Annotated in this window: 21 protein-coding genes; 9 read left to right on the top strand and 12 right to left on the bottom strand. The window is 59.0% G+C overall.

The window, feature by feature from the left end; genetic code table 11:
- Positions 1 to 57: 57 nt before the first annotated feature.
- Positions 58 to 645 (top strand): IMP cyclohydrolase, encoded by a 588-nt coding sequence (locus ACUZ79_RS05555; RefSeq protein ID WP_192112508.1) that lies wholly within the window; start codon positions 58 to 60, stop codon positions 643 to 645.
- A 131-nt stretch (positions 646 to 776) separates the two neighbouring features.
- Positions 777 to 2,426 carry a GTPase HflX gene (gene hflX / locus ACUZ79_RS05550; protein ID WP_449250941.1) on the top strand — a complete coding sequence of 550 codons (1,650 nt, stop codon included), beginning with the start codon at positions 777 to 779 and terminating at the stop codon, positions 2,424 to 2,426.
- 1,087 nt (positions 2,427 to 3,513) lie between these two features.
- On the opposite strand, the gene ACUZ79_RS05545 is transcribed toward hflX, so the two are convergent.
- Positions 3,514 to 4,188, bottom strand: coding sequence for a hypothetical protein (locus tag ACUZ79_RS05545; RefSeq protein WP_449250940.1), 675 nt, complete (start codon positions 4,186 to 4,188; stop codon positions 3,514 to 3,516).
- A gap of 198 nt (positions 4,189 to 4,386) precedes the next feature.
- Here ACUZ79_RS05545 and rfbF point away from each other — a divergent pair, with 198 nt between their 5' ends.
- The 4 genes from rfbF to ACUZ79_RS05525 all read left to right on the top strand — a co-directional run bounded on the left by rfbF (position 4,387) and on the right by ACUZ79_RS05525 (position 7,867).
- Positions 4,387 to 5,151, top strand: coding sequence for a glucose-1-phosphate cytidylyltransferase (gene rfbF, locus ACUZ79_RS05540; RefSeq protein ID WP_240823975.1), 765 nt, complete (start codon positions 4,387 to 4,389; stop codon positions 5,149 to 5,151).
- A 124-nt stretch (positions 5,152 to 5,275) separates the two neighbouring features.
- Positions 5,276 to 6,391 carry a CDP-glucose 4,6-dehydratase gene (gene rfbG / locus ACUZ79_RS05535; RefSeq protein WP_449250939.1) on the top strand — a complete coding sequence of 372 codons (1,116 nt, stop codon included), beginning with the start codon at positions 5,276 to 5,278 and terminating at the stop codon, positions 6,389 to 6,391.
- Positions 6,391 to 6,888, top strand: a complete 498-nt coding sequence (locus ACUZ79_RS05530) for a dTDP-4-dehydrorhamnose 3,5-epimerase family protein (protein ID WP_227118589.1) — start codon at positions 6,391 to 6,393, stop codon at positions 6,886 to 6,888. Before rfbG ends, ACUZ79_RS05530 begins: the two co-directional genes overlap by 1 nt.
- Position 6,889: 1 nt before the next feature.
- Complete coding sequence (locus ACUZ79_RS05525; protein ID WP_240823973.1) at positions 6,890 to 7,867, top strand: prenyltransferase; 978 nt, start codon at positions 6,890 to 6,892, stop codon at positions 7,865 to 7,867.
- Between the two features lie 155 nt (positions 7,868 to 8,022).
- Here ACUZ79_RS05525 and ACUZ79_RS05520 read toward each other — a convergent pair whose 3' ends face one another.
- The 11 genes from ACUZ79_RS05520 to ACUZ79_RS05470 all read right to left on the bottom strand — a co-directional run bounded on the left by ACUZ79_RS05520 (position 8,023) and on the right by ACUZ79_RS05470 (position 19,191).
- Positions 8,023 to 9,372, bottom strand: a complete 1,350-nt coding sequence (locus tag ACUZ79_RS05520) for an alanine/glycine:cation symporter family protein (RefSeq protein WP_276612825.1) — start codon at positions 9,370 to 9,372, stop codon at positions 8,023 to 8,025.
- Positions 9,373 to 9,811: 439 nt separating this feature from the next.
- The gene (locus tag ACUZ79_RS05515) at positions 9,812 to 10,726 is read right to left on the bottom strand and encodes a DMT family transporter (RefSeq protein ID WP_449250938.1); all 915 of its coding nucleotides are present in this window, start codon (positions 10,724 to 10,726) and stop codon (positions 9,812 to 9,814) included.
- A 159-nt stretch (positions 10,727 to 10,885) separates the two neighbouring features.
- On the bottom strand, positions 10,886 to 11,800 hold the full coding sequence (locus tag ACUZ79_RS05510) for a D-alanine--D-alanine ligase family protein (protein WP_449250937.1): 915 nt from the start codon (positions 11,798 to 11,800) through the stop codon (positions 10,886 to 10,888).
- Positions 11,763 to 12,425, bottom strand: a complete 663-nt coding sequence (locus tag ACUZ79_RS05505) for an HDIG domain-containing metalloprotein (protein ID WP_240823970.1) — start codon at positions 12,423 to 12,425, stop codon at positions 11,763 to 11,765. Before ACUZ79_RS05505 ends, ACUZ79_RS05510 begins: the two co-directional genes overlap by 38 nt.
- 209 nt (positions 12,426 to 12,634) lie before the next feature.
- A complete protein-coding gene (locus ACUZ79_RS05500) occupies positions 12,635 to 14,041 on the bottom strand; it encodes a lytic murein transglycosylase (RefSeq protein WP_240823969.1) in 1,407 nt (468 codons plus the stop codon).
- Between the two features lie 4 nt (positions 14,042 to 14,045).
- On the bottom strand, positions 14,046 to 14,738 hold the full coding sequence (locus ACUZ79_RS05495) for a LexA family transcriptional regulator (protein WP_192112498.1): 693 nt from the start codon (positions 14,736 to 14,738) through the stop codon (positions 14,046 to 14,048).
- Between the two features lie 33 nt (positions 14,739 to 14,771).
- Complete coding sequence (hflC, locus tag ACUZ79_RS05490; protein WP_240823968.1) at positions 14,772 to 15,620, bottom strand: protease modulator HflC; 849 nt, start codon at positions 15,618 to 15,620, stop codon at positions 14,772 to 14,774.
- Positions 15,620 to 16,780: an FtsH protease activity modulator HflK gene (hflK, locus tag ACUZ79_RS05485; protein ID WP_240823967.1), complete on the bottom strand. Its 1,161-nt coding sequence runs from the start codon at positions 16,778 to 16,780 to the stop codon at positions 15,620 to 15,622. The genes hflC and hflK overlap by 1 nt, the downstream gene beginning before the upstream one ends.
- Before the next feature lie 480 nt (positions 16,781 to 17,260).
- Positions 17,261 to 17,518 (bottom strand): hypothetical protein, encoded by a 258-nt coding sequence (locus tag ACUZ79_RS05480; RefSeq protein ID WP_240823966.1) that lies wholly within the window; start codon positions 17,516 to 17,518, stop codon positions 17,261 to 17,263.
- A gap of 72 nt (positions 17,519 to 17,590) precedes the next feature.
- Complete coding sequence (locus ACUZ79_RS05475; protein WP_240823965.1) at positions 17,591 to 18,169, bottom strand: tetratricopeptide repeat protein; 579 nt, start codon at positions 18,167 to 18,169, stop codon at positions 17,591 to 17,593.
- A complete protein-coding gene (locus tag ACUZ79_RS05470) occupies positions 18,169 to 19,191 on the bottom strand; it encodes a glycosyltransferase (RefSeq protein ID WP_449250936.1) in 1,023 nt (340 codons plus the stop codon). Before ACUZ79_RS05470 ends, ACUZ79_RS05475 begins: the two co-directional genes overlap by 1 nt.
- Positions 19,192 to 19,370: 179 nt before the next feature.
- On the opposite strand from ACUZ79_RS05470, the gene ACUZ79_RS05465 reads away from it, so the two are divergent.
- The 3 genes from ACUZ79_RS05465 to ACUZ79_RS05455 all read left to right on the top strand — a co-directional run bounded on the left by ACUZ79_RS05465 (position 19,371) and on the right by ACUZ79_RS05455 (position 25,976).
- Positions 19,371 to 20,453, top strand: coding sequence for a glycosyltransferase family protein (locus ACUZ79_RS05465; protein WP_240823963.1), 1,083 nt, complete (start codon positions 19,371 to 19,373; stop codon positions 20,451 to 20,453).
- A gap of 262 nt (positions 20,454 to 20,715) precedes the next feature.
- Positions 20,716 to 21,999, top strand: a complete 1,284-nt coding sequence (locus ACUZ79_RS05460) for a metallophosphoesterase family protein (protein ID WP_449250935.1) — start codon at positions 20,716 to 20,718, stop codon at positions 21,997 to 21,999.
- Positions 21,999 to 25,976 (top strand): AAA family ATPase, encoded by a 3,978-nt coding sequence (locus tag ACUZ79_RS05455; protein ID WP_449250934.1) that lies wholly within the window; start codon positions 21,999 to 22,001, stop codon positions 25,974 to 25,976. The genes ACUZ79_RS05460 and ACUZ79_RS05455 overlap by 1 nt, the downstream gene beginning before the upstream one ends.
- Positions 25,977 to 26,266 lie beyond the last annotated feature (290 nt).

Below are 26,266 nucleotides of genomic sequence, written 5' to 3'. Positions count from 1 at the left end.
ATGTGGGCGTACATACGCCGCCAAACCCTTTTCGGGACATTTTTCAAGGAGTCGCTTATGGATATTTTGCCAATTCGTCGCGCTATTCTGAGCGTTACGGACAAAAGCGGCCTTGTGGAGTTTGCCACGTTTCTTACATCGCGGGGGGTGGAGCTTATCTCCACCGGCGGCACCCAGAAGGCCCTTGAGGCAGCCGGGCTGTCCGTTACCGCAGTAAGCACCGTCACAGGATTCCCCGAGATTCTGGGTGGCCGGGTCAAAACCCTGCACCCCAAGATTCACGCGGGCATTCTGGCCAACAAGGACGAGCCGCAGCACATGCAGACCCTGTCAGAAAAGGGCATCCGCCCCTTTGACCTTGTCTGCGTCAACCTTTACGACTTTGCGGGCGCGGTGGAACGCCACCTCTCCCTTGAGCAGGCCGTGGAGGAAATTGACATCGGCGGCCCCTGCATGCTGCGCGCTGCGGCCAAGAACTTCCACAGTATTCTGGTGCTGCCCTCGCCGCAGTGGTACACCGCCGCCATGGAAGAAATGGAAAAAGATACCACAGTGGGCCTTGAGTTCCGGCAGGTCATGGCCTCGCGCGCTTTTGAGGCCACCTCGCGCTATGATGCCCTGATCACCTCGTATCTGCGTCCCTAGGCTTCATACAAGCCCACGCACCGCACTTGCTCACGCACCCGCAGCCCTGCCCCTTTTGAGGTACAGTGGTTGCGGGTGCGGTTTAACATTATTTCGCTCAGGAGCTTCCTATCCCAAAGCCAGAAGGTAACGTGCAAGGGCTCAAACCGAGCCAGCTTGCAGCACTCACCCGCCTGTTCAACCGCCGTTTCCCGGCGGAAGAGGTCTACACCGTTGACCAGGCCCGGGAACTCTCCCTGCTTTCACGCGCCGTGGGCCGGCAACTGGGCCTGCTCATTGACCGCAAAGGCCGGGTGCAGATGGTTATTGTGGGCGAGGCTGGCAGCATCATGATTCCCGAACTGCCGCGCGGACGCAGCGGGCAGGAACGCCTGCGCGGTCTGCGCCTGCTGCACACCCACCTTTCCCCCGGCGGCATCAGTCAGGAAGACCTGATGGACATGCTCTTTCTGCGGCTGGATGCCGTGGTGGCGCTCACCGTGAACCCGGTTGGCGACCCCGTGCAATGGCAGGCAGCCCATCTTTTGCCCAATCCTTCAGGCAGCCAGCCCTACCATCTTGATGCCCCGCAGCCGTGGGATCGCACGGAATCGCAGTTTGTCGCCACCGCCGAAGCGCTGGAAGAAGAACTTGCCCGCAAGGCAGAGGACGCCCGCGAAGCCGACGACACCCCCCGCGCCATGCTGGTTTCTGTAGGCACGCAGCCGCGCATCATTCAGGAACGCAATCTGGACGAACTGGCGGAACTGGCCCGCACCGCAGGCCTGACTGTAGCCGGGCGCATGGTGCAGCGCGTGGCGCAGATCAACCCCCGCCTCATCATGGGCAAGGGCAAGGTGGCAGAGCTTGAAGTGCTGGCCCTGCAAGGCCGCGCGGGCATGATGGTTTTTGACGGCGAGCTTTCGCCCGCTCAGTTGCACAATCTGGCAGACATCACCGAGCGCAAGGTCATTGACCGTACCCAGCTTATTCTGGATATTTTTGCCCAGCATGCGGTAAGCCGCGCAGGCAAGCTCCAGGTGGAACTGGCCCAGCTGCGCTATACCCAGCCGCGCCTTGTGGGTAAGAACCGCGCCATGGACCGCCTCATGGGCGGCATTGGCGGGCGCGGCCCCGGCGAAACCAAGCTGGAGACCGACCGCCGCAAAATCCGTGAGCGCATGGCCCGCATCCGCAAAGAGCTTGACCAGTTGCGGCGGCAGCGCTCGTTCACACGCGCCCGGCGTTCGCGGCAGGGCATCCCGCTGGCGGCGCTTGTGGGCTACACCAACGCGGGCAAGTCCACCCTGCTCAACACGCTTACCCGCTCGGAAGTGCTGGCCGAGAACAAACTTTTCGCCACGCTTGACCCCACAACCCGGCGGCTGCGCTTTCCTGCGGAAAAAGAAATCATCATGGCCGACACCGTGGGCTTTATCCGCAATCTGCCAAAGGAGCTGATGGACGCCTTTCGTGCCACCCTTGAGGAGCTGGAAGCCGCCGATCTTTTGCTGCACGTTGCCGATGCCTCGCATCCTGACCTTTTGCAGCAGATAAGCGCTGTGGAAACCATCCTTGCCGAAATGGAACTGGATCGCATGCCGAGGCTGATGATTCTGAACAAGTGGGATCAGCTGGAAGCCCCGGCCCGCGCTGAGCTGGCGGATGCCTTTCCCCATGCGTTGACGATTTCCGCCAAGAACGGCGAGGGCTGCAAGGCCTTGCTGGAAGAGCTGGAGCTTTTATTGCTGCGGCATCCTGCAAGTATGGTGGCGACTGATGCGCCGACGGTATTAAATTAGGGGGAGATGCCTGCGAGGCGGCGATTGATTATTTTTGCTGCCCTGCGGGCACTAAATTCCGCCCTCCGGCGGAGTTTGGGACGCCTGTGCGGCGCGCAGCAAGGCGGGGCCGGTTATGGGGCTACGCCCCCTTCTCGGCCCCCCTTGCATCCCCCCCGAAGCACCCCCTAAGAGGGCTTTCAACTTCCTTAGCGTGACGAGGGCAACGCGGCCATCGCTGCGGGAGCTTCCCTCGCTCGCTAAGCTCGCTCAGGTGATCTCCCTCCGCGCCGCGTTAATGCCAGCGACCACTTTCGCTTTGAATGGTATTCCGCTTCAGCCAACATCCCTCAGTTCTTGGACTAACTACAAAATACTTCGATCTTTGCCCCGTGGTACTCTGCCTGCATAAAGCTTCGACAAATCCAAATAGCAAACAAAGAGACCTGCAAAATCTTCGCCTTACTTGCGGTGATGCCCGTTACCATCCAACCATGGTCAGACGGAAAATTTACTAGTCAGAAAAAAAGCCCGCCATCAGAAGCTGGTCGTGGAGTCGCCTTCCTTAAACTCGCCGGAGCGAATGCGAAGGCGATGGCTGGTGTTGGACGAATTTGCAAAATACGCGTTTTGCGGTCTGAAAAGGAAGCGCCGGAATTTTGAGCGCAGCGTACTCAAGTACGTGAGCATCAAAATCCCGGCGCTGACGCATTCAGGGTGCAAAAGTCGGGTTTGCGTAAATCAGCCCGACAGGCTCACCCACCCCATGAAAACTCTCCCAACTCTTTTGCCTTTTCTCTTTCTGCCTTTCTGCCTTTTTGCCTTTCCCGGCCCGCCATCAGAAGCTGGTCGTGGAGTCGCCTTCCTTAAACTCGCCGGAGCAACGCGAAGGCGATGGCTGGTGTTGGACGAATTTGCAAAATACGCTTTTTGCGGTCTGAAAAGGAAGCGCCGGGATTTTGAGCGCAACGTACTCAAGTACGTGAGCATCAAAATCCCGGCGCTGACGCATTCAGGGTGCAAAAGTCGGGTTTGCGTAAATCAGCCCGACAGGCTCACCCCGCCGCCAAAACCCTCTTGCTTCACCCAATGCGCTCGCAAAATCACCCTAAATCTTCGTTACGCCATCCTTGTCAGCGCGATTTCCCGGTACAGGGGCCTTCTCCGGCACTTCCTTGGGCGTGGGTGCAATCGGCGCAGGCTTTTCCGGTGCCGCCGGAGCCTTCTGAAGCGCATACTCTCTGGCAGTGCTTTCCATCACGGCCTGCCCAACCACCAGCCACTTCTCGCCCACCTTGCGCAAGGCAAGCCAACTGGTCATGCGGGCGGGCGTAGTCACCTGCGCCACCGCCGCATCGGCCCCAAGCTCGGTAACCTTGGCGGCCTTCAGGCTCTCGGGCACCCACGGGCAATCAGGGGTGTCAGCCTTGCCGCACTGGGCCACCAGTTCACCCGTGCTCACGCCGCGCATATACTGCTTTTGCAGGCGCGCCTGCATGTCCACCACGCTGCCCAAAAGGTCTTCCATACCGCCTAGCCCGAGCAAACGCCCCATGGAATCCAGAGCGTTGAGCGCCTGATCTTCACGAGTCATATTTTTAATCTGGTTGGTTGCAAAAGGCTTCATGTCAATTTGCGCCAGAAAGGCCGCGCCGTCATTTTTGTTCAGGGCATCGGCCACGTCGTTCAGCGCCTTCTGAGGGCCGGAAGTAACGCAGGCCGCAACCAGCGCGCCCAATAGCAATACCAGCGGCAACAGCAAACCACGGCGAAACAACTTCATAACTACCTCTCTTGCGCACAAAAAAGTTTGGGTTTGAATGCGCTTTGCTTATTCTACGCCGTGCAGGCGCAAATGCAAAGTGCATCCCGGCGGCCCAAGCCCGCTTGCGGGGCTTTTTTTCCTCTCGCCCTTCTGCTACACATGGGCCACACGCCGCGAACGGAACAAGCCATGAAACGCGGCGGCAGGAGGCTTAGAATGAAAGTCATCATCATGTGCGGCGGCAAGGGTACGCGTCTGCGCGAAGAAACCTCGGTCAAACCCAAGCCTATGGTCGAGATCGGCGGACGGCCCGTGCTCTGGCACATCATGTCCATCTATGCGCGCTTTGGCTTCAAGGATTTTATCCTGCCCCTTGGTTACAAGGGCGAGGTCATCAAGCAGTATTTCCACGACTACAACATCCGCAATACGGATTTTACGGTTGACCTCAAGAGCGGCAACATCACCACCTATCCCAATCCCATTGAGGACTGGCGCGTGACCCTGTGCGACACCGGGCAGGAAACGCAAAAGGGTGGCCGCCTCAAGCGCGTTGCCAAGCACATTGACACCGACCGCTTTATGGTTACTTACGGCGACGGCGTTGCTGATATCGACCTGAACAAGCTCATCGAATTCCACAAGCAGTCGGGCAGCATCGGCACCTTTACGGGTGTGCGCATGCCCTCGCGCTTTGGCACGGTGCGCACCGATGCCAACGGCAAGATCCTTTCGTGGGAAGAAAAGCCCGTTCTGGACGAATTCATCAACTGCGGATTTTTCGTCTTCAAGCGCGAATTTCTTGACTACCTCACCGAGGACGAAGCCTGCGATCTGGAAAAAGAACCCTTGCAGCGGCTGGCGGCGGAGGGGCAGCTTTCCATGTATCCGCACCCCGGTCAGTGGCAGTGCATGGACACGCTGCGCGACTCCATCAAGCTCAACGAGATGTGGGACGCGGGCAAGGCCTTCTGGGTCTAAACGGCGCTTCGCAACACATACTTACAGCTTCGGCTGCGGCCTGCCCGTAGCCGAAGCCTGCTTCACAGGCTGCACATCTCCTTTCCGCGTCAGCCAACGCGCGAAAACTCAACGAGGAACCAACATGTTTGCCAACGCATATAGAGGACGCCGGGTCTTTGTAACCGGACACACGGGATTCAAAGGTTCATGGCTTGCGGCATGGCTGACCCAGATGGGCGCAGTGGTCGGCGGTTTTTCCGACTGCGTGCCCACCACCCCCTCGCACTACGCCGCCATGGATCTTTGCGCGCACCTCGAGGCTGACGTGCGTGGCGACATCCGCGACCGCGAAAGCATGATCAAGGCCATGCGCCAGTTCCGCCCCGATGTGGTCTTCCACCTTGCGGCGCAGGCGCTGGTGCGCAAGTCGTACGACGACCCGGCCCTGACCTTTGAAGCCAACATGATGGGCACCCTCAACGTGCTTGAGGCTGTGCGCGCCTGCCCCGATGTGCAGGCCGTCATCATGATCACTTCCGATAAATGCTACCGTAACGATGAATGGGTCTGGGGTTATCGCGAAACCGACCACCTCGGCGGGCACGATCCCTACTCCGCCTCCAAGGGCTGCGCGGAGATCATCGCCCACTCCTATTTTGAAAGCTTTTTCAAGGATGGCCCCGCCTGCGCCACCGTGCGCGCCGGCAATGTGATCGGCGGCGGCGACTGGGCACAGGATCGTATTGTTCCCGACTGCGCCCGCGCATGGGCCGCCGGGCAGCCTGTGCAGATCCGCAGCCCGTGGGCCACGCGCCCCTGGCAACTCGTGCTGGAGCCTCTTTCCGGTTACCTGTGGCTTGGCGCGCGCCTGCTGCTGGGCCTCAACGAGCCTTTCAACCTGCGCGGGCAGGCCTACAACTTCGGCCCTGCGGCAGACGTCAACAATACCGTGGCCGAAGTGGTGGATGCCCTTGCCCTGCACTGGCCCGGCTTTGCCAGCGAGATGGACAAGAACGGTCAGGCGGGCATGAAGGAATGCACCCTGCTCAAGCTCTGCTGCGACAAAGCACTGGCGCATCTGGGCTGGAAGGCTACCCTCACCTTTGAGGAAACCATCCGCTACACCGCCGAATGGTACCACTGCTTCTATCAGGGCCAGAACGGCAAGCAGCCCCAGAACATGCTCGACTTCACCCTTGGGCAGATCGCGGCCTACGTCAACGCCGCCGAACAACGCAATCAGGTGTGGGTAAAGTAATGAATACAGAGGAAATGACTGCGCAGGATGTTGGCATTGCAGGCGCACTGCTGCACCCCCTGAAGGTCATTCCGACAGAAGGCGGGCCGGTGCTGCACATGCTGCGCCCCGGTTCGCCCCTGTTGCCAGACTTCAGCAAGGGCTTTGGCGAGATCTATTTTTCAGAGGTGCTGCCCGGCCACGTCAAGGCCTGGAAGCGCCACACCCGCCAGACCCAACACTTTGCCGTGCCTTCCGGTCTGCTGAAAATCGTGATGTATGACGACAGGCCAGACTCCGAAACGCGCGGCGTTTTGTGCGAACTGGCCCTTGGCAGACCGGAACACTACGGCTTGCTGCGCATCCCCGTGAACGTGTGGTACGGCTTTACAGCTATGGGTGATGCCCCGGCGCTCATCTGCAACTGCGCCGACATCCCCCACGATCCCACCGAGGGGCAGCGACTGCCCGCCGATGACCCTTCCATCCCCTACACGTGGAGTGAAGGAGGCGTATAACATGCGCTGCGGCGATCTTTTGCGCGAGGCATGGGTTCCCCGCCCTGCCCTCGCGCCAAAGCTTACTTTCCGCCAACAGGCAAGGGCGTGGTGGCAGGCCTGCCGCCCGCCTTTTTTCATTACGGCGGCCATTCCGGTTACGCTGGCTCTGGCACTGGCCTTTCGCCTGCAAGGTGACATCCGGCCTGGGCAGTGGGCAACCTACGCCCTGCTGCTGGCTGGCTGCTTTATGGGCCTGACCATTGCCAATCTGGCCAACGACCTCTTTGACCATATTCTCGGCGTGGACGGCGGCGACAACATCGGCGGCTCACGCGTTATCCAGTCCGGCCTTATCAGCCCGCGCCAACTGTCCATTGTTCTGCTCCTGCTTACCCCGGCAACGCTTGCCGTGGGCGGCCTGCTGATTCTGGGGCTGGACCCGGCCCTACGGCCCGCACTCTGGGCATTGAGCGTGTTCGCTGTGGGTTCCGCTGTTTTTTACGTGGCGCCGCCCATCCGCTACGGACACCGCGCCCTTGGCGAAGTGTTTGTGTGCCTGAACATGGGCTTTATCATGGTGAGCGCCAGCGCCACCCTGCTGCTGGGCCGTTTTGAGCCGTGCAGCCTTGCGCTGGCACTGCCAGTGGGCCTGATGGTGGCGGGGGTGCTGTACTACCAGAGCCTGCCGGAAATCGAAACCGATCTTGCGGCGGGCAAGCATACTCTTGCCAATACTCTGGGCAAGGCCGGATCGTTTTTGCTGTTCCGCCTGTGGTGGCCGCTGGTATGGGTTCTGCTGTGCAACCTGTGGGCAGCGGGGCTTGCAGGCTGGCCGGTTGTGCTGTGCCTGACGGGCCTGCCCTTTTATCTTGCCGCCTGCCGCCGCATCCGCCTTGCCGGGGATGGCGACTGGCTGCCGCTGGACGCTCACGGGCATCTGGTTCGCAAATGCTACCTCATCAGCGGTGCGGCACTCATACTGGGTGTGCTGCTGTAAAACGCTCACTGCTGCAATCAACTGAAAAAGGGCATTCCTGGTTGCCGGTTTATACCAGCAATCGGGAATGCCCTCAAAAATGCATACAGACCTGTTCAAGCCGGAAATTATCCGGCTTTTTTTACGCCTTCAGATCCCCTGCGAACAGCCTTGGCTCATTGAAAATACTTTTTTGTTTCCGCTATGACTATGGGGCTCAGCACCAACAGTGCAATAAGGTTGGGAAAGGCCATACAGGCATTGGTGATATCAGCCATATACCAGATAGGCCTGATGGACAGATACGGGGCAACAGCTACGCACAAAATATACAGTATTTTGTAGCTCATTACGTATTTTACCCCGTCCGTCAGATACACAACGCACCGTTCGCCGTAGTAGTTCCAGCCAATGATTGTCGTAAACGAAAAGAATACAAGCCCGATGGAGACTACATACATTCCCATGTCGCCAGACATGCCAGCATTGAATGCGGCGTTGGAAAGGATACCGCCGTCAAACGTTGAGCTTTCCAGCAAACCAGAGGTGATAATAACCAGCCCCGTCATGGTACAGATGACAATAGTCGTGAAGAAAACGCCAGTCATGGCAATCAGGCCTTGCCGCACGCCGGAATCAGACTTGGCTGCGGCCACCACAATGGGGGCGCTGCCAAGCCCTGCTTCGTTGGTGTACACACCTCGGGCAATGCCGGTACGCATGGCTGTCATTACAGAAACGATGACAGCGCCGGTAGCGCCGCCAGCCACGGCAGAAGGCTCAAAAGCAGACTTCACGACCAGGGCGAAAGCACCGGGAAGCGCCGCCGACTGGTTGAACAGCACATAGGCCGAGGCAGCAACATAAAAGGCCGCCATCAGCGGCACAATAAATTCAGCTACGCTGGAAATGGACTTGATGCCGCCAATGACAACAGCGGCCGTGGCAACGGTCACAACTGCGCCCACCAGCGGGATCGGCACATTAAAGGCATTACTGACGGATTCTGTGATTGCATTGACCTGCGGGAAGGTGCCACAGCCCATCAGGGCTGTGACCGCGCCAAAAAACGCAAACAGCTTGGCAAGCCATTTCCACTTAATGCCCATGCCCTGCTCAATATAGTACATGGGGCCGCCAGCCACTTCGCCCTTCTCATCTATGGAGCGGTATTTGATGGCCAGCACGCCTTCAGCGTACTTTGTGGCCATGCCAAGAACAGCCGAAACCCACATCCAGAAGAGCGCGCCCGGCCCGCCCACACGCAGGGCGGTTGCCACGCCAACAATACTGCCTGTCCCAATCGTTGCGGCCAATGCCGTGCAGAGGGAAGCAAATGCGGAAACATCGCCCACACTGCCTTCCTCTTTTTCAAAAATATAACGAATAGCTTTGGGGAGATGAATAAACTGAAGAAATCCCAACCGGAGAGTATAATAAAGCCCGGTGATCAGGAGAAGGATCATGGTTGGGGGACCCCAGACAATTTCCTGAATTTGTTGCAGCACGCCAATAAGACTTTCCATATGCACTCTAGTTTTCTTAAAATATTTAGTGAGTTGAAGAAAATTTGCTATATGACGCAACATTCCGCGCACATGCCACCGCAAGACATGCCCCAGCTATTATGAGCAGCATCTCACCATCATAGCAATGCATATCGCTGCTAGGAGAATAGGCCGGGCTGTTGTGATATGCGACTTTTTGTCATTCCGCAACTCCCGTTTTAATCTACTGCGATATCGACACTCTAACGGTCTGGCTTTACCCAGGCCAGATATTTACGCTTGACCAGCTTTAATTCCGCAACTTTTGGGTAAAATACATATAGCGTCTACAATTCTCCAGCAAGTTGCATGCGTCATCTGGCGCATGTTGCAACAAAAAATGGGAATACGGCTACCGTATCCCCACGCATAAATGTTACCAAGCCTGCACGTCAAAAGGCAGCCCAACGCGCTCCTTTCACTTGCTCAGACGTTCCGCCTTTTTCATCAGGCTGAAATTGCGCATTTCAGAAATGCCCAATCCAAGCAGCGTCAGGGCTGTTCCAAGCGCTGCCATCCAGGTAATCTGCTCATGCAGTACCAGCACAGCAGTAATTACCGTGACAACAGGAACAAGATAGATGTACACGCAGCTTTTGACTGCCCCAAGCCGCTGTATGGCAAACGTCCAGGCCACAAAACACAGGGCGGACGCCCCCAGCCCCAGGAACAGCAGATTTATGCTGTTGACCGGGTTTTCCAGTCGCTCCATCCCCAGATGGAATTCCATGAACGGCAGACAAGGCAGCATAAACAGCAGTCCGTAAAAAAAACAGCGCCTTGTGACCATCAGACTGTTATAGCCAAAGGCCATAAGCTTGCGCGTCAGAATGGAATACCCGGCCCATGAAAGCCCGGCCAGTACGGCAAGCACATCCCCAAGAGGATTGAGGCGTAGTTGCGTGCTGCCGCTAAAGCTGATGAGGCCAATGCCCAGCATGGCGGCCACAAAGCCCAAAAAGAAGTTCAGCCCCGGACGCTCGGCCCGCAGCAGCCAGAAGGCCAGCAAACCCGCAAAAAAAGGCGATATGGCAACAATCACGCCCACATTTGAGGCAAATGTGTATGTTAGAGCGATATTTTCAAGCAGAAAATACAGTGTCACGCCGCACAGCCCAGCAAGGGCGAACAGCACTTCCTGCCGCTTGTCCGTCATGCGCAGCATGCGCGGGCAGGCAAGCCACAAGGCCGCATAGCCCAACAAAAAACGGAAAAAAAGAATCTCCACCGGCGTAAACGCCCGCAGTAGAACCTTTGTGGAAATAAATGTAGTGCCCCACACGATAATGCAGAACAGCGCCGCCATGTGACCTGCGGCAGATTTATTGAGCATTGGGATCACCAGTTCAGAGCTTGTCCCGAAACAGGCAGGCAGCGCGAAACGGGGGGAGAATAGGCGGAAAGGATATCGCGCCGCAGCCAAAAGCCGCAATCCGGCGCGAGGCGGGGCCGCCCGACAGTCAGACGGCCCCGGTAAAAATCAGTTGTGGCGTCAGCTGCGGCGCTGGTCGGCCATGCCCAGCTCAATGAGCTTTTCAAGCAACTGCCCAAAGTCCAGCCCAACCGTGCGTGCCTCACGCGGCACAAGGCTGGTGGCCGTCATGCCCGGCAGGGTGTTTACCTCAAGAATGGTCAGGCTATCGTCCGGGCCAAGAATAAAATCAGCCCGGCTGTAGCCGCTCAGGCCAAGGGCCTTGTGCGCCGCAAGGGCAAGCTCCTGCACGCGGGAGGTCAGCGCTTCGCTGATGGGCGCGGGGCATATCTCGCGCGCTCCGTCCTTGGCGTACTTGCTTTCATAGTCAAAAAAGTCGCCAGCCACAGGCTCAATAAGAATGGGCGGCAGGGCATCCTCGCCCAGAATGCCGCAGGTTACTTCGCGCCCTGCGAGCACTGGTTCCATGATGACCTCGTCGCCAGCGGCAAAAATGGATGCCAGCACGGCGTCAAGCTCGGCCCGGTTGCTGGCGCGCCCCATACGCAACGATGACCCGCCCGTATTGCTTTTAACAAAGAGCGGATAGGGCAAGCGTGGCTGCCAGCCAGCCTCGGGGGCGCAAGGCAAAAATTCCCACTCTGCCGTGGGCAGGCCCGCCTGCCGAAATATCTGCTTGGCGGCGCTTTTGTTAAGCGCCAGGAAAGACCCCGCAGGGCCGGAACCCTGGTATGGACAGCCCACCCGCTCAAGCATGGCCTGCACAAGGCCGTCTTCGCCGGGTGCGCCGTGCAGGTTGATGAGGGCAAAATCGTGTGCGGCTGCTGTCTCAAGCAGGCAGTCGAAGCCCGAAAGCAGATCAAAAAACGTTACCGAATGGCCGCGTTGCGCAAGCGCCTCCTGCATGGCGCGCGCCCCGTTGAGCGAAACTTCACGCTCAGTGGACCACCCGCCCGCAATCAAAAGAATTTTCATGTAAGGCCCATCCCAGCTGCGCCTCAAGGGCGCTTTCAATATTTTTTCCCTGTCTGTAGGCAACGCCAATGCCTTCGCGCGCAGCCTCGGTACGGCCATAGCGCTCAAGCAGGTCTTCGTAGCGTTCTTCAAGCGTAACGCAGGCATCGTGCCTGATGCGCTTGTCGGCATAGATCACAAAAAAAGGCAGTGAACAGATTCCCGGCCCCTGCGGCAAGGCCCACGGCCACCACACATGCATCATCACGCCCTGTGCAATGGCATAATTGCCCGTTTCAGCCACAGTCCAGGCCGCGCCTACCTGCGCATGGCTGCCGCCGTGTTTGACGCAGTAGGTCTTGGCTATGTCGTGCAAAAGGCCACCAGCGCGAACCTCTGGAACGTGCACGGCAAAGCCCCTGTCTGCCGCCCGCTGGGCCAGCGCGGCTGCCACGTGCGCCACAAGCAAGGAATGCCGCCGAATGTTCGGCAGCATGCCGTATTTGTCCCATAGGGCCAGACATGCTGCTTCACTGGGTACGGGCCGCTGAGCGCCCGCGCTGCAAAGCGATGGCAAGGGAGGCAGGTCGGCCAGAGGCCGGTTGCTTTCTTTCAGAGAAGACTGCGCGCCGGAATTGGTGTTCATCCTCAAAGTATGCCACCGCAATAAAGGGATGGCAAGATTCCCCTGCTTGGCATTCAGTCAGCGGCAGATGCCGCCCGGATTCCGCCATGACTTTCCCGAACAGAGCGACTGCCGATCATTAATGCCTGTGTGGGCAGACTTTGCTCGCAAAAAATCCCACTGCCCAAAGGGCAGCGGGATGGTGGTGGTACATGGATAAGTTAAAACCGTCAGTTTGCGGGCTTAACCGGTTTTGGAGCCTTGCTCACAGGTTTGGCAGCCTTGGCCGGAGCGGCCTTGCCAGCTTTTGCCGATGCAGGCTTGCCCGCAGTGGCCGGGGCTGCCTTGGCCGAGGCCTCGGGCGAAGGCGCGCCGTTGATCATGTCTGACAAGGCCATGATGGTGTTGGCGTAGATGGCGGCATGGTTGTAGGCCATGAGCAGCTGATGCTGCCGAGTGCGCGGCAGGCCGGGCTTCCAGCCATGTTTGGCGAGATAATTGGAAAGACTTGCCACAGCATCGGGGATGGTGAACAGGTCAACCTTGCCATCGCCGTCGCCGTCCGCGCCATACGTGGCAATATTGGAAGGCATGAACTGGCAAAGGCCCACAGCCCCGTAAATGGAGCTTGGCAGGTGGTGCGGATCAATATTGTCGCGCAACATGTGCTCCACCAGGGCCTTTACTTCCTTGTAGGCCCAATCTGCCCGTTTGGGCATGATTTCGGCAAACCAGTCGAGATGCTCCTGATAGCCGGGCATGCGCGGCAGCCAGTCAGGAATATCAGAGGGCTGACGCGTTACCGACATGCTTGCAAGCGTGTAAAAGGCATTTTCCGGCACGTCAGCCAGCACCTTGCCAAGGCGGGTTTCCACAAACAGCAGGGATACCGCTATGGATGAAGGTACGCCAAAACGGGCCTCGGCCTGATCAAACGCCCGCTTGTTCTGCGCCACAAACTGGCGGCACAACTGCACGTTGGCATCGGTCAGCACGCCCTTGTAATACGGGGCCACAGGCGCGGTGGAAGGCGGCTTGGGGAAAAATTTACGGTTATACAGCTCGCGCATTTTCCTGCCCATGGGCGACTGCGTGGGCGTGGCGCTGAGCGTAGCCAGCAGGGCGTTCACCCGTGGACCAGAAAGCCCGTCAGCCGCAAGCCGATCAGCCAAGGGCCGCCATGCCGGAGCAATGGCAGCGGAGCCTGCCGCTGGTTGCGGCTGGCTTTGCTGGTATGACGGGGTATATGTTGGCGCAGGCGTGGGCGCATATGTTGGAGATGGCGCGGCATAGCCAGGAGCCTGACTTTGCGGCTCGCCATAGCTTGGAGCCGCCGTAGTGCCCGCACCGCTGCTCCCCCCCGCATACCCGCCGGAATAACCGCCGGAATAATTGGGGGTCGCATAGCCCTGCCCCGTGTTTGGCGAAGCGGCAGGAGGTGCCCCAGCCGTGCTGTAGGAAGGCTGGCTTGCAGCAGGAGAGGACGGCAAATCATACGATGTAATACCGTCCCCACCGCGTGAGGCCGCTGTCTGTGCGCCACTACAGGCGCACAGCAGCAGACAGCCCGCAAGACCACAGACCGACCAGGCTCTTCGGCAAAACGAATGAACGGCAAAAGCCGGTTGCAGCATCATTTTTCTACACTTCCTGCAACACCCACGCCACGCGGCCAAGCATGCGCTTGGCAAGCAGGCCCGCAGCCAACTGGGTTTCGGGGAAGCTTGCAGCCTCGGAGCGCAGCACATAGCCATCCTGGGTGCTGTTCAAAAACACCCGGCGCAACACTACGCCCTCGTTGGGGGCAAAAATGGCATAGATGCGGCCAGACACCACATCTGTATCCATTGTATCCACACCCACATGCGCCCCTTCAGAGATAAGGGGGGCCATGTTGGCGCCGCGCACCCGCAGCACCTGGAGGCCGTCACGTGTGAGTGAAAGCGGCAGCGATATCTTGCCCGCCAGGGCCAATGCAGGACGGGGGGCATCATCATTGTAGACGCACTTGGCGTCGTACACGGAATGGATGCCACCACGGGCCATGGCATCGCCATAGTGGGCAGCTGTTTCGGCAAGTGAGGCCGGTGCGTCTTCAGGCACGTAGCCCTGCTCGGTGCGCAAGTACATGGGGCCTACACCCTGCTTGAGCCAGTCAGGGTTCAGCCCAAACTTCTCGAAAAGCTTCATGAACCAGTCACCAGGCACGGAATTGCGCCGTTTCGCATCGGAAATACTGGACTGACGGATGTCCAGAACCTCGGCCAGCTCAACCTGTGTACGGCTGTTGGTGGCCAACTTGATGCGTTCATATATCTCTGCAAAACCGGGCATAACTCTTTGACTCCTGGCGTGGAAAACCACGCATCAATGTTGCTGATTGAGCAGTGGCGTTTCGTTGGAAAGCACCAGCTTGCTGTTCTCTTTTAGTGATTTACGCATGGCGTCAAGCCAGCGTTGGTACGCATAGAACTGAGGGGCCTTGTTATAGGCCTGGGCGTAAACTGCCGCAGCCTTGGCATCTCCCATTCCTCGTTCAACCTGCGCGGCGCGCGCCGCCTCTGCCAGAATAACCGCGCGCTGGCGGTCGGCATCGGAACGAATACGCGTCGACTCCTCTTCACCTTCCGAACGGTACTGCTTTGCCTGCCGTTCACGTTCGGCCCGCATGCGTCCAAAAATCGCACGCTGGTTTTCAGGTGGCAGGTCTGTACGCTTGATGCGTACATCCAGCACCTCGACTCCGTAGCCATGCATGAGGTCGGAAACCTTGTTGGTCACTTCCTTCATGATGGCCGCCCTGTGGGAGGACACGACCTCTGTAAGGGTATACGCACCCACGAGTGCCCGCAGTTGTGAATAGACAACGTCGTCCAGCCGCGCCTGCGCTCCGGGAATGGAACGCATTGTGCGATAAAACTGCAGGGGATCAATAATCTTCCAGCGCGCATAGTTATCAAGAACAATGGCCTTTTTATCTACGGTAAAGGCCTCTCGGGAACGCGCTTCATAGTCCAGAACACGGGCATCGAAATAGACCACGTTCTGGATGAAAGGAATTTTAAAATGCAGACCAGGCCCGTACACGCGCGAAAGCGGTTCGCCCAGCTGCAAAACCAGAGCCTTCTGGGTCTGGTGAACAGTAAAGAATCCCTGGGTAACAACGATAAGCAGTACCAGAGCAACAAGAATCAGCACCAGAGGATTTTTACTCATTATTTCTTCTCCAGCGTCTTGGGCGAAGCAGGAGCGCCGAGACCAGGCAAGGTGAGATAGGGCAGCGCGCGGCCAGCAGCCGGATTGTCCATAAGCACCTTTTCGTTCGCGTTGGAAAGGATGTCTTCTACAGCTTCATAATAAAGGCGCTGTTCCGTAACCTTGGGGGCCTTGTCGTGCTCGATGCGCAGGGCGTCAAAACGGGAGGCGTCGCCCTCGGCGTTGCGCATGCGCGTTGCACTGTAGGCAGCGGCCTCGTTGCCCATGGCGGCAGCCTGACCCCGGGCCTTGGGCAGCAGTTCGTTGCGGTAGGCCTCGGCCTCGTTGATAATGCGGCTCTTGTCTTCACGGGCGCTTGCCACATCCTTGAAGGCATCAATGACCTCGTGCGGGGGGTGCACATCCTGCAACTGCACGGCCAGCACCTGTATACCCGCGCCGTAGCGGTCAAGCACGGTTTGCAGCAGCTGGGTGGCTTCGCTCTGAATTTTCAGCTTGCCATCTGTAATGGCAGAGTCGATCTGGCTGTTGCCGATGACCTCGCGCATGGCCGCCTCTGCGGCATTGCGCACCAGCGCTGCGGGCGCGGTTACGTTAAAAAGGTAGTCCACGGGGTCGCTGATCTTGTACTGCACGCTGAACTGCACGTTGACGATGTTTTCATCGCCCGTGAGCATGGAGGCTTCCTCCGGAATAGTGCGCAACTGCCCCTGCTGGAACGTGGCCGCCTGCCCAACGGAGCGGAAGCCCACCTCGCTGCGCAAAACCTGCGTTACCTGCGGTTTGTATACGGATTCAATAGGAACAGGCCACGCGTAGTGCGGGCCGGGTCCTTCGGTACGGTCATACTTGCCAAAACGCAGAACAACGCCCTGTTCATCGGGATTAACAATATAAATACCCGAAAGGAGCCACAGAACCACAATGGCAAAACCCACAAGGCCAGCCGCCCTTCCGTTGGGAAAGCGCATGCGGGCTATTTTGGAAAAAGGATTTTCGCCACCGGGGCCACGGCCGTTATTAAAAGGAGTGCGCCTGGCACGAGGGGTTTCTTCTTCCTGCCCCATATCGTCAGAATCCATATCCTGAGGAGGTCGGGGCGGAGGGTTAGAACCCTGCTTCTGTCTTTTTTCCTGAAGTTTGTCCCAGTCCCAATTCATAACGCAAACATGTCCTTTAAAGAATGCGTGATGTTATTGCCGAGCAAAAAGTATCGGTCAGTAACTCACTAATATTATGGAGAAATAAGGAAGTTAAACATATCACTACAGTGATGAGAACAATAAGGCTTTCCATCCATTCTAATCGGGCAGCTTGTACAATGTAGGCACATTCTGAAACAAAGTCAATATAACATGGCAATTTACTATGTTTTACAAGCAATACGGTAAAAATTACAGCTAATTGTAATTTAAAACAAAGGGAAGAACCGTTCCCGATTAGCGATCTTCAGATACGACGGGGTGCAACAAGCAAGAAACACACTTCTGCATCTCCTTTTTAGACTACGCGCGACACGTCAGCCCTTCAGCAGAAATACTGCTGAAAGGACAAGATCAAAAAAGGCGATTAACTATACACAAAAAATGGGCCGCCCGCTACTGGTGCGAGGCAATCCAACTTTTCAAAATAAAAACAGCCTAATAGGCCAGGGAAACAGCCGCAGATTTATCCGCGCTCACGCTGGGACTACGCAGGGCGGCTCCCGCCAGCGGCACAACCCGCACAGAATTGACCACATCCGCCCGCACATCAAAGCCTGGAGTATAGGCAAACTGGCCGCTTTCTCCCATGCTTTCGCCGCGCCAAAGGGTAACGGCAAAGAACAGTGCGCAACCAAAGAGCGCCGCGCTCAATGCCATATAGGGAAATGACCTTACACGATTGTGACCGTTCATGACGACTCCCTGCGGCAGCTTTTGCCGCCGCCAAGTTTTCGTCAGAACGATGCAAAAAATACGCCGAAAGCCTTACTGACGCAGGCGGGTACACTCCTCCACAATGCGCGTCAGTTCCGCATCGTCCGGCAGTTCCTTGAGGCCAGCCCGCGCATGCCCGATGGCGCGTACATATTCGCCCGCATCCATCATGGCCCGGGCCATCATGCCAAAGATGGCCTTTTCGTCCTTGTAGTGTTTGAGGGCCTCGGCAAAACATGCATCAGCCTCTGACGGCTTACCCTCTGCCAGAAACTTTTTGCCGTCGCTGAAGCCGTGGTCAAGATTCAGCTTGCGCTGCAAGGCAGCCTGATATTCCTCTTCCTTTTCCTGCCCCTTCAGGGAACGGTAAAGCTGCGAAAGAAGCTGGAGCAGATCTCTTTCCCCTCCAGGAGTATAGGCAAAGGCTGGCGCGCCAGCGGCTTTCAGCTCCGGATCAACAGCCAGATCCGCTACTGCGGCCCGAAAATCGCCCCGCAGATCAAGCGGGGCGCTCTGGCCACCCAGTTCCTTGAGGGCCGAAATGGTTAGAAAGAGCGCCCGTTCCGTATCGCGGCGCGCGCAACAGGCCTTGGCGCGGCCCAGGTCTTCTCTGACTTTACGTGCGTTCATCACAGCCCCTTATCAATTTTTGTTGCCTGCGCGTGTTTTTCAAGCACCTGCCGCATGGCGTCCGCCGTAGGCGCATCCAGCTTGTAAGACATGACATAATCCCGAAAACGGGCGTTCAGCCCTGCGGCTACCTGCGCAAGATCGCGCTGAAAATCCTTGTATTCCTTACGCTCTGTCAGCCGCACCCGGCCCTGCCCGTCCACATCGTCTACAGCATAGCGTTGTAGTGGCGCAAGAGAACGCAGGCCGGAAAGGTAGAGAATTTTATTCATGAACAGCTTGCCCATGCACAGGTTATCCCTGACGACCAGCTCGCGGTGCAGTCTGCGTTTGTCTATGCCGCGCGCGGCATAGGTTTCGCGCGCGTCATCATCTTCCCTGATATTTTCAAAATACTCGGGGCCGAGGTAGTAGTACTGCGGCAGACCCGCCGCCTGCATGCGCAGGCCGTAATCACCGTCTTCGCCGCCGTAGAGGCCATATTCCTCATTCCAGAAACCCAGCTTTTCAGAAACAGCCTGCGGCACAAGCACGGCCTGACCGGGCAGGTTGCCCACGCACAACCCAAGCTCGCCGTGCGGGGTTTGCACGCTGCCGGGAGTTTTTCGCAGCATTTCACGGTTGAACGCGCCGCCAAGATTGGAGAGCGGCTGTCCATGGCTCCACAGGGCCAGCAGATCGCGCAGCCAGTGCTTGCGAACAATGGCTGTGTCGTTATCCAGCTTCATGTACAGCGGTGCGGACACAAGCTGCCAGCCCACATTGGCTGCGCAGGCCACGCCCATATTGCGCGGCAACAAAAAAAGATGGTCGATCAGGCCCTCTGCCCGCAAGGCCAGCAGTTTTTTTACAAGCTCCGGCTCGCTGCCGTTGTCAACCACCGTTATGTGAAACGGCACCTCGCGCGAGGTGGCTGCCAGGGCGCGGATGGCGCGTTCCGTGGCCGCAGGCCTGTTAAAAACCGGGATGGTCACGTTGCAGAGCGGCCCCTGCGGGCTCGCCCCTGTGCTGGGCTCGTGCATGTATTGCTCCGCTGGCGCTGCTGCGCCCCGCAATCAGATGTGACAAACAGCAAGTACTGCGTGATGGTAGATAACAGGCCCCTGTGCGTCAAGACGAGCAATTGACGCTCCGGCCCTGCATTGGTAGGCTTGCCGCCGCAAACCCGCCGCCTATTCTGCGGCAGGCATAAAGGAGAACCATGGCGCGCGTACTTTACGGCATTCACGGCACAGGCCACGGGCACGCCATGCGCGGCCTGACCATAGCCCGCCGCCTTTCACGGCACGAATTTCTTTTTGTGGCGGAAGACGACGCCCCAAAAATTCTTGAGCCGGAATTTCCCGTGCGCCGACTGCCCAATCTGGGCACGGTGTTCAAGGACTACAAGGTGGACATGGCCGCCACCATCAGCCGGGCGCTGCCCCTGCTGTGGCACAGGCAGCGTTATATTGATCAGGTGTCGCGCCTCATTGATGAATTCCGGCCCGATGTCTGCATGACCGATCTGGAATACTTCGTGCCGCGCGCCGCCGAAAAGGCCGGGCTGCCATGTCTGACCCTCGACCATCAGCACATCATCACCTGCTGCCAGCACAACCTGCCGCCCAATATGTGGTGGGATACCTTTGTGCAGGGCCTCACCCCGCGCTATCTCTTCCGCCCCACGGCGGAAAACCTCATTATATCCTTCTACTCGCCGCCAGTGCTGCCGCAGTACAAGGCGCGCGTAGCCCCGCCCATCCTGCGCGACAGCGTGCTTGCGCTCAACCCGCGCGATGACGGCCATGTGCTCGTGTACCAGAGCAATTCCACCCACCGCAAACTGGTGGACTTTCTACGCGCCGCCACGCGCAAGACCTGCTATGTCTTCGGCTATGACCGCACCGAAGGGCAGGAGGACAACGTTATCTTCATGCGCAAGAGCGAAGAGGGCTTTCTGCGGCTGCTGGAAGGCTGCTCCTACGTTATCCAGGGCGGCGGGCATACCCTCATGGGCGAGGCCCTGCACCTGGGCAAGCCCATACTCACCCTGCCCCTCAAGGCCATGGTGGAACAACGCTTCAACGCGCTCTATATTGAACGCCTGAACTACGGCATGCAGGCCGACATGCACACGCTGGAACCGGAGCTGCTGCAACGCTTTGAAGCCAACCTGCCTGCCTACAAGGCGGCCATCGCCGCAGGAAACTTCTGCGGCAATGAAGCGGTTTTCGGCCTTGTGGACCACTTTATCCGCAACGGCTCCCTGCCTGTGCACGGCAATCCCGCAGTGCAGGAATAAAAACAGCAAGCCGTTTTTTCAACGCAACTCCAGAGCCAGACCCCGGTATATCGGCGGTCTGGCTTTTTTCTGCCCTTCCGCCCCTGTTTCTCGCTGTTTTTCCATCCACCTGTACTTGCAGCATAATATTCCTGGCGCACTGTTGTAACTGCGCCGTCACACCTGAAGCAATGGCGTAATTGGCCGTTGCGCTTGTCATTTATTTTGAAAAAGTCTAGATTTCAGCAATATTTTCCTACAAATCCACAAACGAGGCTTTTACATGGACGGCATCCGCTATATTCACGCCGCCGATCTGCATCTGGACACGCCGTTTCAGGGGCTTTCCCGCACGGCGGCACAGGGTGGGCATCTGGCGCGTCTGCTGCAAGAGGCCACCTTCAAGGCCATGGACCGCCTCTTTCGGCTTTGCGAATCAGACAAGCCGGATTTTCTCATACTGGCTGGCGATGTGTATAATGAGGAAAACCACAGCGTTAAAGCCCAGCTCAAGCTGTGCGACGGCTGCCGCCGCCTGCGTGATGCCGGAGTGCGCGTTTTTCTGGCGCACGGCAACCACGATCCCCTTTCCTCAAGGCTGGCGGCTGTGCAGTGGCCTGACAACGTCACTGTTTTCGGGCCGGATGCCGAGAGCCACACGGTTGAAAAAGACGGCAAGGTCGTGGCCGTGGTGCACGGCATCAGCCACGCCAAGATCAAGGAAGGCCGCAACCTTGCCCGCCTGTTCCGGCGCGACCAGAATCACGACTGCTTTCAGCTTGGCGTTCTGCACTGCACGGTCGAAGGCCAAAGCAAGGCCGACCGCTACGCTCCCTGCTCGCTGGACGATCTCAAAAATACCGGCCTTGACGCCTGGGCGCTGGGCCATGTGCACGAGCGGGCCACACTTTGCACCGCTCCTTTTATCGCATACAGCGGCAACGCTCAGGGCCTGCACGTCAATGAGCCGGGGCCGCGCGGCTGCCTGCGGGTGACGGCAAACCCTCAACCGGGCGGCGGCTACGCGTGCAAAGAAGATTTTGTGCGTCTGGGCCCCGTGCAGTGGGCCAGAGTACAGGTTGAACTTGACGATGTGGTCCACCTCAACGAGGTGGAAAACAGAATGACCCGGGCGCTGGAGCAGGCCGCCGAAGCCACAGACCCCGGCTGCGAAGCCCTGATGGCCCGTGTGGTTTTGCACGGGCGCACCCCGCTTGACGCCGCCCTGCGCGATGCTCCCAATCAGGAAGACCTTGCTGAACGGCTGGCGCACCTGCAAACAGGCACCCCCAGCGTGTGGATCAAGGACATGGTGGCCGAAACAAGCCCCGCCATCGACCGTGCCCAGTACCTGCAACGGGAAGACCTGCTTGGCGAAACCCTGCGGCTGGCCGAGCGCATGGCGCAAAGCAGCGATGCCCTGCACGATGTGGCAACCCCGGCGCTGAAACAGGTCTATGATCACGGGCAGCTCCGCCATATTCTCACCCAACCCGACGATGCGCGTATGCGAGCCCTTCTGGAAGAGGCCGAACGCCTGTGCACGGATCTTCTGGAGGCACGCTGATGTATATCCAGTCCTTCCACATGGACGGCTTCGGTATCTTTTCTGACGTGAGTGTTGAAAACCTCTCGCCGGGGCTTTCCATTTTTCTGGGTGAAAACGAAGCGGGCAAGTCCACCTGCCTGGAATTTCTGCGCACCATGCTCATCGGCTATCCCGACCCGCGCAACAAGGAATACAAGCGTATTCCCGGCCCCCTGCGCGGCGGGCAGCCCGGCGGCAGCATGGAACTGCGCTCGGACGAACGCGGCATTCTGCGCCTTACCCGGCGGCCCGGCAGCAACGGCGGGGTGCTTACCCTCACCGACCCTGAGGGCAAACCGCTGGAACCGGACATGCTGCGCCAGATGCTCTCCGGCGTGAGCCGCGATGTGTACCGCAACGTGTTCGGCTTCAGCCTCACAGAGCTTGAAGACCTCAACAGCCTCACTGACGAAGGCGTGCGTAACGCCCTGTACGGCGCAAGCTTCGGGCCGGGGCTGCGTTCGCCCGGCGAGGCCCTCAAACTGCTGGACAAACAGGCCGATGAAATTTTCAAGAGCGGCGGCAGCAAACCCGCCCTCAACGCTGCCCTGCGCCAGCTTGCCGAACTGCGGCAACGAAAGATTGAACTGGAGCAGGAATGCGCCGGGTACGACAGCATGGCAATGGACCTTGCCGCAAAACGCGATGATCTGGCAAACCTGCGCCACCGTAAACTCCAGCTCGAAGAAGAACGCCGCATCCTTGAACGCCGCCTTGGCGTGTGGTTGCAGTGGAACGAATGGCGCATGGCGGGCGCACGCCTTGAACGGCTTGACCCCATAAGCGCTACCTTTCCCGAAAACGGCAGGGAACGCCTTGCCCGCGCGCAGGAGGCCCGCGAGGGCTGCGAGCGGCAATGGGCCGCGCAGATGGAAAAGCTCACCCGGCTGCGCCAGCGGCGGGACGAACTTGAAATCAACTATCCCCTGCTGGAGGCCCTGCCCGCCCTGCGCCGCATGGCCGAGCGCAAAAGCGGCTTCCGGCAGGCCTTGAGCGCCCTGCCCGCGCAGGAGGAAGCCCTGCTGCGCGCGCAGGAAGACCTCAGCCGCGAACTCTCGCGCCTTGGGCCGGATTGGTCGTGCGACCGCATCCGGGCCACAGACCGTTCCCTCTTTGCCCGCGAGGACATTGAACGCCAAGGGCGGGAAATGCGCGCCGCAGCCTCGGCCCATCAGGCCGCCGTGGACAGCCTCACCCAGAGCAACCGCGAAGTGGAAAGCGCAGAACGCGAGGTGGCCTCCAACACTGCCGCCCTTGATTTGCTGCCCGCGCCGCCCGCAGCGCTGGATGACGATGCCCGCGACAATTTGCGTCAGGCCCTCGCCCGGCAGGAAGAAGCCCGCCGCCAGCGGCCTCTGCGCCAACGCGCGGTGAACGAGGCAAAAACAACATTTTCCAGAGCTTTCAACCCGCTGCGGCTGGTGGTCAACGGCGCAAGTGACGGCGCACAGGCAGAAGCCCTGCTTGATTCGCTCCTTTCGCGACAGGAAGAAGCCCTCGCTCTGGCCGCTGACGTGCAGGACAAAATGCGTCAGGCGGACGATGCAGCGCAGGAAGTGCGCCAGGCGGAAGAGCAGGTTGCTGCCGTCAAGGGCCGCGTGGAAGCCCTGCGCGAAGAACAGCGCCACATAAACGGCCCCACCCGCGAGGATCTTGACGGGCAAACCCTTGCCCTGCGCAAGCTGCGCGCCCTTTCCGCCACCTTGGGCACGGAGCGTGAGCGGCTGGAAGAACTCAGCGCCCGCATCGGCAATGAACCGCCCGTCACACGAGTAAAAAACCTGCCCCTGCTGGTTCTGGGCCTTGCTTTCTTTCTTGGCGGCGCGGGCATGTTGCTGGCTTACTGGCGCATGGGCATTACAAGCATTGCCCTCACGGCCGACATTGAGCTGCCTGTAAGCCTGTGGTCTGGCTATCTGCTGCTGCTCTGCGGCGTTGGCTTTATGGCTGGCGGCGTACCACACACTGGCGCAGAGGCAAAACGCCGCCAGATGGAGCATCTGCAACTTCAGGGCAGACGCGATTCGTGCGCGGCCCATGTAGCGGAGCTGGACGAGCAGGCCAGCCAGCTTTGCGCGGCGGCTGGCGTGCAAAGCATGGATCTGGTGACGCTTGAAGCAAGGGAGGTGCTGCTTGAGCACGAACGTGAGCAGTGCTTTGAAGAAGAGCGCGCCCGCAAGGACATGGACGAGCTGAAGCACGCCATGGACCTTGCCCGCACGGAAGTGAGCAAACGGCAGGCTGTGCGCTCCGAGGTAGAAGGCATTGTGCAGCAGACCCGCCGCCGCTGGCACGAATTCATGCTGGCCCTGCACGTGGCCAATGTGCCCTCGCCCGAGGGTGCGGCTGCTTTTTTTGCCAGGGCGGAATCAGCACGGCTCGCCTTTGGCGGCGTTGCTGCCGCCGATGCGGAGCTGCAAACCCTGGATGACGACCTGCGCCAGACAGAAGCCCGCATGCGCCTTGTGCCTGCTGTGGCTGAACGCCTGCCCGCCAATGCGGATTCAGATTCACTGGCGGAGGCTGTGCGGCAAGTGCTTGAATCCTGCCGCGAGGCCGACGCCGCCCGCGAACTGCGCATCAAGGCCGAGGCCGCGCTGCAAAATTCGCAGAGCGAACTCAACCGCGCCCGCACCCGTCAGGCGGAAGCCAGCGCGGAACAGCGTCAGGCGCAGGAGCGGCTCAACGAAGCGCGCTCGCAATGGACGGCCTGCCTGCATGATCTTGGCCTCGGCACCGACCTTGACCCGGAAACCGTGCGGGAAGCCCTGAAATACATGGAAAACTGCCTCGCTGCCGAGGCTTCGGTACAACGAGCCCAATCGCAGCTCAATCAGGGCCGCGCAGAACTGGCTGCCCTGCGTGACCCGCTGCAAGCCCTGCTCGCAGAGCTTGGCCTGCCACCACAGCAGGATGCGGACAACCGCCCAGACTGGCTGCTCAGCCTTGATGCGGCGCTGGAGGCGGCGGAAGCCATGTCGCAGGCGCAGAGCCGCCGCCGCAACCTTGATAATGAAGTGACGGAAATGGAGGATGAGGCCCGCGCTGCGGAGGCCGCCCTCGAAAGCGCCCGGAGCGCGGAACGCTCCCTGCTTGCCATGGCGGGCGCGCATGATGCGGAAGAGTTTTTGCGTCAGGCCGCACTGCACGAAGAACTGCGCGCACTCACCCTGCGCCGTCAGGATCTGGAAGACGCCCTGCGGCTGGCTGCGGACAAAACACCCCTGAAGGATTTTCTCGATTCCTTCGAGCATGAGGATCAGGAAAGTCAGGAGCGCCGCAGCGCAACCATCAGCGAAGAACTGACAGGCATTCAGGAGCAGGAAGAAAATCTGGTCAAGCGCGTGGCGGAACTGCGCAGCAAGGTGGACGCACTTTCGCGCACTGATGAGCTTTCGCAGCTTTTGCAGCAGGAGGCGGCCCTTGTGGAAGACATGGAGCGCATGGCCTTTGCCTGGAGCCGCGTGGCCCTTGCCCGCAGCATCCTTGAAACAGCCAAGCGCACCTTTGAGCTGGAGCGCCAGCCAGAGGTCATCCGCCTTGCTTCAAGCATCTTCACCCGCATCACTGGCCAGCGCTGGCGGGGCATCAACGCCTCGCTGGAAGACGCCAGCCTCGCCATCCTGCCCGCGCAGGGCGAACCCATAGCGCCGGAAAATCTGAGCCGTGGCGCGCGCGAGCAGGCCTATCTGGCCCTGCGGCTGGCCTACATCAAAAATCATGCCCTGCATGCGGCCCCCCTGCCTGTGATCATGGACGAAGTGCTGGTCAACTTTGACCCGCAAAGGGCCGAGCGCACCGCGCGCGCCTTTGTGGAGCTGACCGGCGGCAGCCAGGGCAAGGCCCATCAGTTGCTTTACTTTACCTGCCAGCCGCACATGGCGGAACTGCTGCGCAAGGCAGAACCCCAGGCCGCGCTGTTCCATGTGCAAGACGGCAGCATCAAGGCCGCATAAGCGCTAACAAATCCTCCTTCTGCACAGCGGGCGGGTGTTCCTTGTGAGCATCCGCCCCTCTTTATTGGCAAAACCATCTGTACTCTCCACACCGCCCTCATTTGCAACCCTAAAATCAATTAGCAATCTTTCTTTTCCAATCGGCATGTTAGCATAAAATACAATTTTTTGTACATTTTTTGATAATAAAATCAATATGATATATTTTGAATTTGAAAAGTAATTTCATTTTTATTGACACATTACCCTGCCTGTGACAGTGTACCGCCATGCACATTCAGCAAAGCGGA

The sequence above is a fragment of the Desulfovibrio faecalis genome (assembly GCF_053570625.1).
Note: the sequence above shows the minus strand (reverse complement) of the source record. Positions and strands in the feature narration are given on the sequence as shown.

Excerpts from the sequence above, each read along its gene's own strand:
- ACUZ79_RS05555 (WP_192112508.1), top strand. The coding sequence starts at position 58 with ATGGATATTTTGCCAATTCGTCGCGCTATTCTGAGCGTTACGGACAAA.
- ACUZ79_RS05545 (WP_449250940.1), bottom strand. The coding sequence starts at position 4,188 with ATGAAGTTGTTTCGCCGTGGTTTGCTGTTGCCGCTGGTATTGCTATTG.
- rfbF (WP_240823975.1), top strand. The coding sequence starts at position 4,387 with ATGAAAGTCATCATCATGTGCGGCGGCAAGGGTACGCGTCTGCGCGAA.
- rfbG (WP_449250939.1), top strand. The coding sequence starts at position 5,276 with ATGTTTGCCAACGCATATAGAGGACGCCGGGTCTTTGTAACCGGACAC.
- ACUZ79_RS05530 (WP_227118589.1), top strand. The coding sequence starts at position 6,391 with ATGAATACAGAGGAAATGACTGCGCAGGATGTTGGCATTGCAGGCGCA.
- ACUZ79_RS05525 (WP_240823973.1), top strand. The coding sequence starts at position 6,890 with ATGCGCTGCGGCGATCTTTTGCGCGAGGCATGGGTTCCCCGCCCTGCC.
- ACUZ79_RS05520 (WP_276612825.1), bottom strand. The coding sequence starts at position 9,372 with ATGGAAAGTCTTATTGGCGTGCTGCAACAAATTCAGGAAATTGTCTGG.
- ACUZ79_RS05515 (WP_449250938.1), bottom strand. The coding sequence starts at position 10,726 with ATGCTCAATAAATCTGCCGCAGGTCACATGGCGGCGCTGTTCTGCATT.
- ACUZ79_RS05510 (WP_449250937.1), bottom strand. The coding sequence starts at position 11,800 with ATGAAAATTCTTTTGATTGCGGGCGGGTGGTCCACTGAGCGTGAAGTT.
- ACUZ79_RS05505 (WP_240823970.1), bottom strand. The coding sequence starts at position 12,425 with ATGAACACCAATTCCGGCGCGCAGTCTTCTCTGAAAGAAAGCAACCGG.
- ACUZ79_RS05500 (WP_240823969.1), bottom strand. The coding sequence starts at position 14,041 with ATGATGCTGCAACCGGCTTTTGCCGTTCATTCGTTTTGCCGAAGAGCC.
- ACUZ79_RS05495 (WP_192112498.1), bottom strand. The coding sequence starts at position 14,738 with ATGCCCGGTTTTGCAGAGATATATGAACGCATCAAGTTGGCCACCAAC.
- hflC (WP_240823968.1), bottom strand. The coding sequence starts at position 15,620 with ATGAGTAAAAATCCTCTGGTGCTGATTCTTGTTGCTCTGGTACTGCTT.
- hflK (WP_240823967.1), bottom strand. The coding sequence starts at position 16,780 with ATGAATTGGGACTGGGACAAACTTCAGGAAAAAAGACAGAAGCAGGGT.
- ACUZ79_RS05480 (WP_240823966.1), bottom strand. The coding sequence starts at position 17,518 with ATGAACGGTCACAATCGTGTAAGGTCATTTCCCTATATGGCATTGAGC.
- ACUZ79_RS05475 (WP_240823965.1), bottom strand. The coding sequence starts at position 18,169 with ATGAACGCACGTAAAGTCAGAGAAGACCTGGGCCGCGCCAAGGCCTGT.
- ACUZ79_RS05470 (WP_449250936.1), bottom strand. The coding sequence starts at position 19,191 with ATGCACGAGCCCAGCACAGGGGCGAGCCCGCAGGGGCCGCTCTGCAAC.
- ACUZ79_RS05465 (WP_240823963.1), top strand. The coding sequence starts at position 19,371 with ATGGCGCGCGTACTTTACGGCATTCACGGCACAGGCCACGGGCACGCC.
- ACUZ79_RS05460 (WP_449250935.1), top strand. The coding sequence starts at position 20,716 with ATGGACGGCATCCGCTATATTCACGCCGCCGATCTGCATCTGGACACG.
- ACUZ79_RS05455 (WP_449250934.1), top strand. The coding sequence starts at position 21,999 with ATGTATATCCAGTCCTTCCACATGGACGGCTTCGGTATCTTTTCTGAC.